General features: G+C 35.3%; 6 protein-coding genes. 2 read left to right on the forward strand and 4 right to left on the reverse strand.

Going from position 1 to position 7,806, the window contains the following annotated elements; all coding sequences use genetic code 11:
- Positions 1-377: 377 nt before the first annotated feature.
- From MUW74_RS00535 to tmk, 3 genes are all read right to left on the reverse strand, one after another.
- The gene (locus tag MUW74_RS00535; protein ID WP_243517962.1) at positions 378-2,222 is read right to left on the reverse strand and encodes a DNA topoisomerase IV subunit B; all 1,845 of its coding nucleotides are present in this window, start codon (positions 2,220-2,222) and stop codon (positions 378-380) included.
- 79 nt (positions 2,223-2,301) lie between these two features.
- Positions 2,302-3,102 carry a polyprenyl diphosphate synthase gene (uppS, locus tag MUW74_RS00540; protein ID WP_243517964.1) on the reverse strand — a complete coding sequence of 267 codons (801 nt, stop codon included), beginning with the start codon at positions 3,100-3,102 and terminating at the stop codon, positions 2,302-2,304.
- Positions 3,103-3,413: 311 nt separating this feature from the next.
- Positions 3,414-4,070: a dTMP kinase gene (gene tmk / locus MUW74_RS00545; protein WP_243517967.1), complete on the reverse strand. Its 657-nt coding sequence runs from the start codon at positions 4,068-4,070 to the stop codon at positions 3,414-3,416.
- Positions 4,071-4,593: 523 nt separating this feature from the next.
- Between tmk and MUW74_RS00550 the strand changes: the two genes are divergently transcribed.
- Positions 4,594-5,463 (forward strand): metal ABC transporter permease, encoded by an 870-nt coding sequence (locus tag MUW74_RS00550; protein ID WP_243517969.1) that lies wholly within the window; start codon positions 4,594-4,596, stop codon positions 5,461-5,463.
- Positions 5,464-5,473: 10 nt separating this feature from the next.
- Entirely contained in the window at positions 5,474-5,923 is a 450-nt protein-coding gene (locus MUW74_RS00555) for a type I restriction enzyme HsdR N-terminal domain-containing protein (protein WP_243517971.1), read from the forward strand.
- Positions 5,924-5,992: 69 nt separating this feature from the next.
- Here the strand turns inward: MUW74_RS00555 and MUW74_RS00560 are convergent, their stop codons facing one another.
- Positions 5,993-6,994, reverse strand: a complete 1,002-nt coding sequence (locus tag MUW74_RS00560) for an ankyrin repeat domain-containing protein (RefSeq protein ID WP_243517973.1) — start codon at positions 6,992-6,994, stop codon at positions 5,993-5,995.
- Between the last annotated feature and the right edge of the window lie 812 nt (positions 6,995-7,806).

Genomic DNA, 7,806 nt, shown 5'->3' on the forward strand with positions numbered 1-7,806 from the left:
GGGCAATCACCTATTAAAGCTGATTAGAAAAACAGCTTGTTTGAACCCGCGCAGCGGGTGAGTTCTGTTTTTACAGCTCTAACAGGTGATTGCTGCAACTTTTTACTGAGGGCTTGATTTTTTGGTTACTTTTTTATCAAGAAAAAAGTAACAATAAAAATTCATTTTTTACCAATGTCATGAACAGATACCTCCTTACAGCTGAAAAAACAGAATCCACGCTGCAGCCTTCCTGTCAACTGTTTTTCTATTTCAGCTGTAAGGAGTGATTTTAGCAATTTTTTACTTAGGGCTTGATGTTTTGCTTACTTCTTTATCAAGAAAAAAGTAAGGTAAAAATACATTATTTACCAGTCCGCTGAACGGCTACATTTACACTAGATACTAGGTAGCGTTTCCTCTATCTTAAGATTATCAATAATAAAACTACGCCTTTCTGGCGTGTTTTTGCCCATATAAAAGGTTAACAAATCTTCTAAACCGCTATTGGCAGCTGGTGTTACAGGAATTAATCGAATAGCTGTCCCTATAAAATGGGCAAATTCATCAGGAGATATCTCTCCTAGCCCCTTAAAACGAGTAATTTCAGGTTGTGCACCCAGTGACCTTATGGCACGCTCTTTTTCTTGTTCGTTATAACAATAATGGGTAGTTTTTCTGTTACGTACCCTAAAAAGAGGCGTCTCGAGTATATACAGATGACCACTATGGACTAGTGCTGGAAAAAACTGTAAAAAATAGGTTAATATAAGCAACCGGATATGCATACCATCTACATCTGCATCTGTAGCAATGACGATTTTATTATAACGCAACCCATCTATTCCACTAGCAATGTTTAAAGCATGCTGTAAGAGATTGAATTCTTCATTTTCATAAACCAGCTTTTTAGATTGTCCAAAGCAGTTTAGTGGTTTACCTCGCAATGAAAATACAGCTTGTGTGGCCACGTTACGAGACTTAGTAATAGAACCACTTGCAGAATTACCTTCTGTAATGAAAATAGTACTATCAAGCCTATTGGGATCTTTAGAATTAAAATGAACACGACAGTCTCGCAGTTTTTTATTATGTAAATTAGCTTTTTTGGTTTTTTCATGGACCAGCTTTTTAATGCCAGCTATTTCTTTACGTTCACGTTCAGATTGTAGAATACGCTTTTGTATTATTTGGGCTATGGAGGGATTTTTGTGTAGATAATTATCTAATTCGCTTTTGATAAAAGCCATAATAAAACTACGAATGGTGGGGCCTTCGGGACCCATCTGTTGTGAACCAAGCTTTGTTTTGGTTTGGGATTCAAAAATAGGTTCTTGCACCTTAATGGCAAGTGCAACGATTAATCCTGCGCGGATATCTGCTGCATCAAATTCTTTTTTATAAAATTCTCGTACTGTTTTTACAATGGCTTCTTTTAAAGCATTTAAATGGACACCTCCTTGAGGGGTGAACTGGCCATTAACAAAGGAATAATAAACCTCGCTAGCAAGTGTGTGATGATGGGTTAGTGATAGCTCAATATCTTGCTGCTTAAAATGCATAATGGGGTAAGCATAGCTTTGAGCTGCTGTTTTAGCTTGTAATAAATCTAAGAGGCCATTTCGAGAATGGTATTTCTTACCATTTAGGTTAAAAACAAGCCCTGTGTTTAAAAAAGTGTAATGGGCTATTTGTTCTTCTATGAATTCAGGTATAAAAGCAAATGCTTTAAAAATAGCACTATCTGGTTTGAATACAACATAAATTCCGTTGGGTTCATTAGTGGGCAGTATCTCCGATTCTTCCACAAGCACACCAGCAGAAAAAGTAGCGGATTTGGTTAAACCATCTCGAAAAGATTGTACTTTACAATAGGCTGAAAGGGCATTAACCGCTTTGATACCTACCCCATTTAAACCTACCGACTTTTGAAAAGCTTGGCTATCATATTTGCCCCCTGTATTAATCTTAGCCACGCAGTCTACTAATTTACCTAATGGAATACCTCTGCCAAAGTCCCGAACAGCAACTTGGTGGTCATCAGCTATTTTTATGTCAATTTTTTTTCCATATCCCATTACAAATTCATCTACACTATTATCAATAACTTCTTTAAGTAATATGTAGATGCCATCATCTGGTAAGCTACCATCGCCCAATTTGCCAATATACATACCAGGACGTAATCGAAGATGCTCTTGCCAATCCAGGGAACGGATATTAGTTTCTGTATAATTAGGCATATTGACAGGGACTAAAATAAATAGCCTTTTTTAAGGATTGCATAAACAAATGATCTTATAGTATTCGTTCAGTCCTATTTTAGGCAACACTACCAAAATTGCGCTGCTGTTCTTGAAAGAAGCTTAAGGCTTCCATTAAATGTTTTTTTTTGAAGGCGGGCCAATATAAATCTGTAAAATAGAGCTCTGAATAAGCACATTGCCAAGGCAAAAAATTACTTATACGTTTCTTTCCACCTGTACGTATCAAGAGGTCAACATCAGGCAAGTGACCGGTACTTAAATATTGCTTATAGGTAGTTGGTGTAATTTTAGCTCGGTAATCATTTGCAAACTGCATAAAAGTCTCGAAACGAACATTACGATTGAAGCCTTTATTTAGAAATTCATCAACTATTTTAATCAAAAAATCATTTACGATAGCCTCAGAGGCAGCCACGGTTTCTGCTTTTCCTCCATAGTTGATGGCAACTGTTAAGTGTAGCTTTGTATTATCTTTTGTAAGGTCTATTATCTCTTTTAGTTTATGCCAACAAAAACTAGGGATGCCTGTTGTATCTCCTACAACACGAAATTTAATATTATGTTCAGAAAAAAGGTTCACATGCTCAGTAATACCTTGATTAATGACTTGAAAAATAGTAGCTATTTCCTGTTGCGGTCGGTCCCAATTTTCAGTAGAAAAAGCATAGAGGGTTAAAAAAGAGATACCTTGCTCTAAGCATCCAGTTATGGCCTCACTGACCGCTTTCTTGGAGTTTTTATGTCCATAAGATCTATCGCCTATTTCTTTTTTCCCCCATCTGCCATTCCCATCCATAATAATGCCAATATGCTTTGGATTTTTTTGCAGGTTAGGTAATCGGTTTAAATCAATCATAGTTATTCAAGAAGAGCTTTATCTAGGTAGTAGTGCAAAGGATAATAGAGCTATGGCAAAGCCTATTGCTAATCGCAACTTTGGTACCGAAGCTTATTTATACTCGTGAAATAGATTAAGTATGCTGCCATGCTCGACTTGCAGTTGGCCTTAAAAATTGCTCATCACAAATAGGTTTTACAAGAAATTTAGTATGAAAACGGGAGCGCACTAATTCGCTAGGATAGGGAAACAATTTAGGAAAAAATATAATAGCATCCAAAGAGAAGCTGCTATTTTTCATGTATCAATAACCATCTAATAAGTCTGATTTAGCTTGACTTTAAGTCTGTTTCTTGGCTCGCCAGATGCGCTATAATAGTTTTGATTAATACTGAAAAATCATTATCCTGCTGACTGATTCGAAAATAAGGACATATCTTGCGCTGAAGAGCTTGTTCGTAAGCCTGTTTAATGGCTTCAAAACGCTGTTGGGATATGGCATCAAACGCATCCTGTTTGCTTCGGGTTTGGTTGCGCAATTGGAAGTGATACAAGTCGATATCACAGTATATACATAGATCTGGCATTAAACCAGAAAAAACACGATGTGTAGTTAAAAAAGGTTCCCAATAATCAGGTTGATTAGTTAATTGATAAGCTATAGTAGAAAAAATAAATCGATCAAAAATGATCACATCAACATCAGAGGCCAATGCTTCTTTTTGGATCAGTTCATGACGTGCTGCTACAAAAAGAAAAAGTTCTGTAATAGCTGCTCCATTGTTTTTTTTAAGGTCTAAAATAGTGTTCCAAATTATGGCTGCATTTTTACTACCTTTAGGATCATGTAATAGCTTTACACGGTATGATTGGCTCCTTAAGCTAGACTGTATTTGATGCGCTAAAGTCGTTTTTCCAGAAAAGTCTACCCCCTCAATAGCTAAAATAAATGGCCGATGTGATTGACGGTTTGTTAAATTTTTCATATGATTTGGGCTTAAAGAACCAGTTATATGGTCCAAAAATACAAATAAATCTGCTAGCCATTACCAAAGTAGTGTTTCGTTACCATTAAGTATATTATAATGCGCTATGGTATCAACTCAAAGATTATATTTATTTGATTATTAATATAATAGCATTTTTTAAAATGCCTCTTGTCAAAATTTACGATCAGCAAGAATAACTCACCAGATAAAAAAAACAGTTGCAGGTAGGGGCGCAAGAGGGGGCTATTTTTCCAGTTGTAAGCTGTGATGGTAGCCAATTTTGGTGCAGGGCTTGATTTTTGCTTACTTTTTTATCAGGAAAAAAGTAAGATAAAAATTCATTATGGCTTAAATTTACCATGGTGGTCATCCTTGAGTTGATGCTATGCTTTAGAACGCTGCAACTATTTGCTGAGGGTTTGATTTTTAGGGTGTTTTTTAGGAAAAAAAATTAAACATACTTTATTGAGCACACTTTTGAACCAACAGCTATACAACTAATAAAGAAATAATTTTATAGATGATGAGCGCTATTCAAGATTTTTTTTCTTTCTCTGATCCAAATGTCCGCAACGTGCTATTAGGAACGATTTTACTGAGTACCAGTAGCGCTATAATTGGTGCATTTGCTCTTTTAAAAAGAAAAACCTTAATTAGTGATGCCATTGCCCATGCCGTACTGCCTGGTAGCTGTTTAGCCTTTTTTTTAACTGGAGAAAAAAATTCTATCTGGCTTATTATCAGCGCTTTTATTACAGGTTGGTTAGCCTCTATAGCGATTGATCAAATAATAACCCACTCAAAAATCAAGCAAGATGCTGCTATTGCTATTGTGGCTTCCGTAGCTTTTGGTTTGGGGAGTTTTTTGCTATCTATCCTGCAACATAGTGGGCAAGCCAGTCAAGGTGGATTAAAGTCATTTTTATTAGGCAGTGCAGCCACTTTACTACGAGAAGATGTTGTTTTATTAGTGTTATTGAGCTTAATCATAATTTTAATTGTATGCCTCTTTTTTAAAGAATTTATGCTGATTGCTTTTGATCGTCTTTTTGCTCAATCGATAGGCGTCCCTGTTAAAAAAATGGATTTTTTATTTACCAGTTTAATGGTACTTGCGATTGTAATGGGCATAAGAGCGGTAGGCGTAGTTTTAATGAGTGCTATGCTCATTACACCAGCTACTACGGCGCGATTTTGGACAGCTAATATGGCTTACGTTATCTTGTTTGCTATGTTGATTGCTTTGTTTGCTTCTTTAACTGGCACCTTTTTTTCCTATCTGATTCCCTCTATGCCTACTGGACCTTGGATTGTAGTGATTATGTCACTTATAGCTTATTTGTCTTTTCTTATCGATTGGTGTTGCCGGATAGGCAAAAAAAATAGATAAATAGGTCTATATGATGCCACTTACATTACCTTCGTTTGATTATAAAACCCAAAAAAAGTTAGATAAAACCTATATTTTAGACTTAGTGCGTAAAAAATATGTCTTACTCACGCCAGAGGAATGGGTACGTCAACATATATTACATTATTTAATTCATTATCTTTCTTATCCAAAGGGATTGTGTTGTTTAGAGAAAAGAATATATAGCGCATCAGGTTATTATAGGCCTGATATTATATTATGCGATCAGTTAGGTAGGGTACAAATGGTTGTAGAATGCAAAGCGCCTTACATCACACTTACAAACGAAACATTAGGACAGGTGATAGCATACCATCGACAGCTTGCTGCAGCTCATTTACTCCTAACAAATGGCATAACCCATTTTTGTTGGCAATGGGACCAAACCTTAGGCAGGTTTCAGGCCATAAACTACATTCCAACCTACTCCACTACCTAAAAGAATGAGCTTTACGACTACGTTGAATGAGCACCTCGATTTTTATTTCTTTATTTAATGTGAAAGAATTTAATGGTAAGGTGTTTGATCCAATAAAGGAACTAAATGTTTATCACCCCGACATCGAGCTAGATGAAAAGGGGTATATCCATGGTTATTTTTCTTATCTAAAGCAATTTTAGGGTGTTTAACGAATAAAGCAACTAAATGCTTATGATCATGTACTATGGCTGAATGCAAAGGAGTATTCCCACTTCTATTTTGCGCATTTACATCTATATTAGGTTTTTCAACTAATAAAGAAACTATACCTTCATTGCCTCGGAATACAGCTAGATGCAAAGGAGTATTCCCACTTCTATTTTGCGCATTTACATCTATATTAGGTTTTTCAACTAATGAAGCAACTATATCTTTATCGCCCCGGATTACAGCTAGATGCAAAGGGGTATCACCACTGTTATTTTGCGCATTTAAAATAGTATTAGATTTTTCAACCAATAAATCAATTATATCTGTATAACCTTTACATGCTGCGATATGCAGAGGTGTATTACCTGTATGTGGATCACTAGTGTTCACATCTAGCCCCTTACTAGTAGGACTATTTAATAAGATCAGAGCCATTGCCTTAGCTTTTTTAGAATCTGAATACGCAAGGGCCTGCACAAGTGAAGTGAAGCCTTGGCCTGTTTTATTAATATCAATGGCTGACTGCTTAACTAAGCCTCGAAGCATTGCTTCATCAGCTTGCTCTATAGCCTTACAAAGTGCTGTTTTACCATCTAACAATGAGTTTAAAAACATTTTTTTTTCTTCATGACTAAAAGAATTACTATATATTAACCAAGATTGTACTTGTATCAGATCTCCTGCAGATACAGCTTGATGAAACTTCCTAACAGGCTTATAAAGCGTGTTTTCCTTAGCATTTACATTTTCATCAATGAGCCTTTCTCGTATTCCAAACGCATTGTTGGAATGTTTTAAGCACCCTATTTGTAAAAATAATAGGAGAAAAAAAATTACCATTGACCTAAAGCCATAGGATTTCCAATTAAGCTGTTCCATATCTTCTTATTGTTTTAGTGTTATAAATACATTTAACCAGTTTTATTTCTAGCCTTTTATTGCATAATATGCATAACTGTTTAGCGCTTGGTGAGGTTAAACACCAGTTATATTCATTGTATAATTTGCTTTGTAAATATTTTTTTGATACTAAAAAATAATTTTATATAAAACAAAATTTTATATCCATTCACTATTTTTTCAGGACCACGCACAAAAAGAAAGCATAGGTTCAAAACATAGCTATAGCGCTGAATAAATATATAATAACTTGATATTCAATATTTATATATTATAGGTATGATGACTGCCAATAAGCAATTTGGGATTTTTAGTAAAATGCAGGTATTCATTCAGCATTGTGGCAGGAGTCCGCAGGAAAATAAAAAACGCCTCTTGTAAAAATTTGCGATCAGAAATCATAGCTTACAGCTGAAAAGAAAAACAGTTGTGAAAGAGGTTGAAGCGCGGATTCTGTTTTTCCAGCTGTAAGAGGTGATTTCAGCTAATTTTTGCACAGGGGTTGATTTTTTGCTTACTTTCTTATCAAGAAAAAAGTAAAATAAAAAGCCTTATAATCAAATAAAAAACAATAAAAATTCCTTAAGTTAACGCCATTGCCTGAACAGATACGTAGCTTACTTGCTGATCAAAACTTGTGTATCTGTTCATGACACTGGTAAAAAATGAATTTTTTAAAGCTACTTTTTGCTTGATCAAAAAGTAGACAAAAAATCAAGCGCTGATGAAAAAAGCGCGCGTTTTTTACTAGCATAAACCATAGTGGTGAGCGGAAACTAATTATTTTAACT

It is taken from the genome of Candidatus Cardinium sp. cBcalN2, from assembly GCF_022810445.1.
In the GTDB taxonomy this organism is placed as follows: Bacteria; Bacteroidota; Bacteroidia; order Cytophagales; family Amoebophilaceae; genus Cardinium.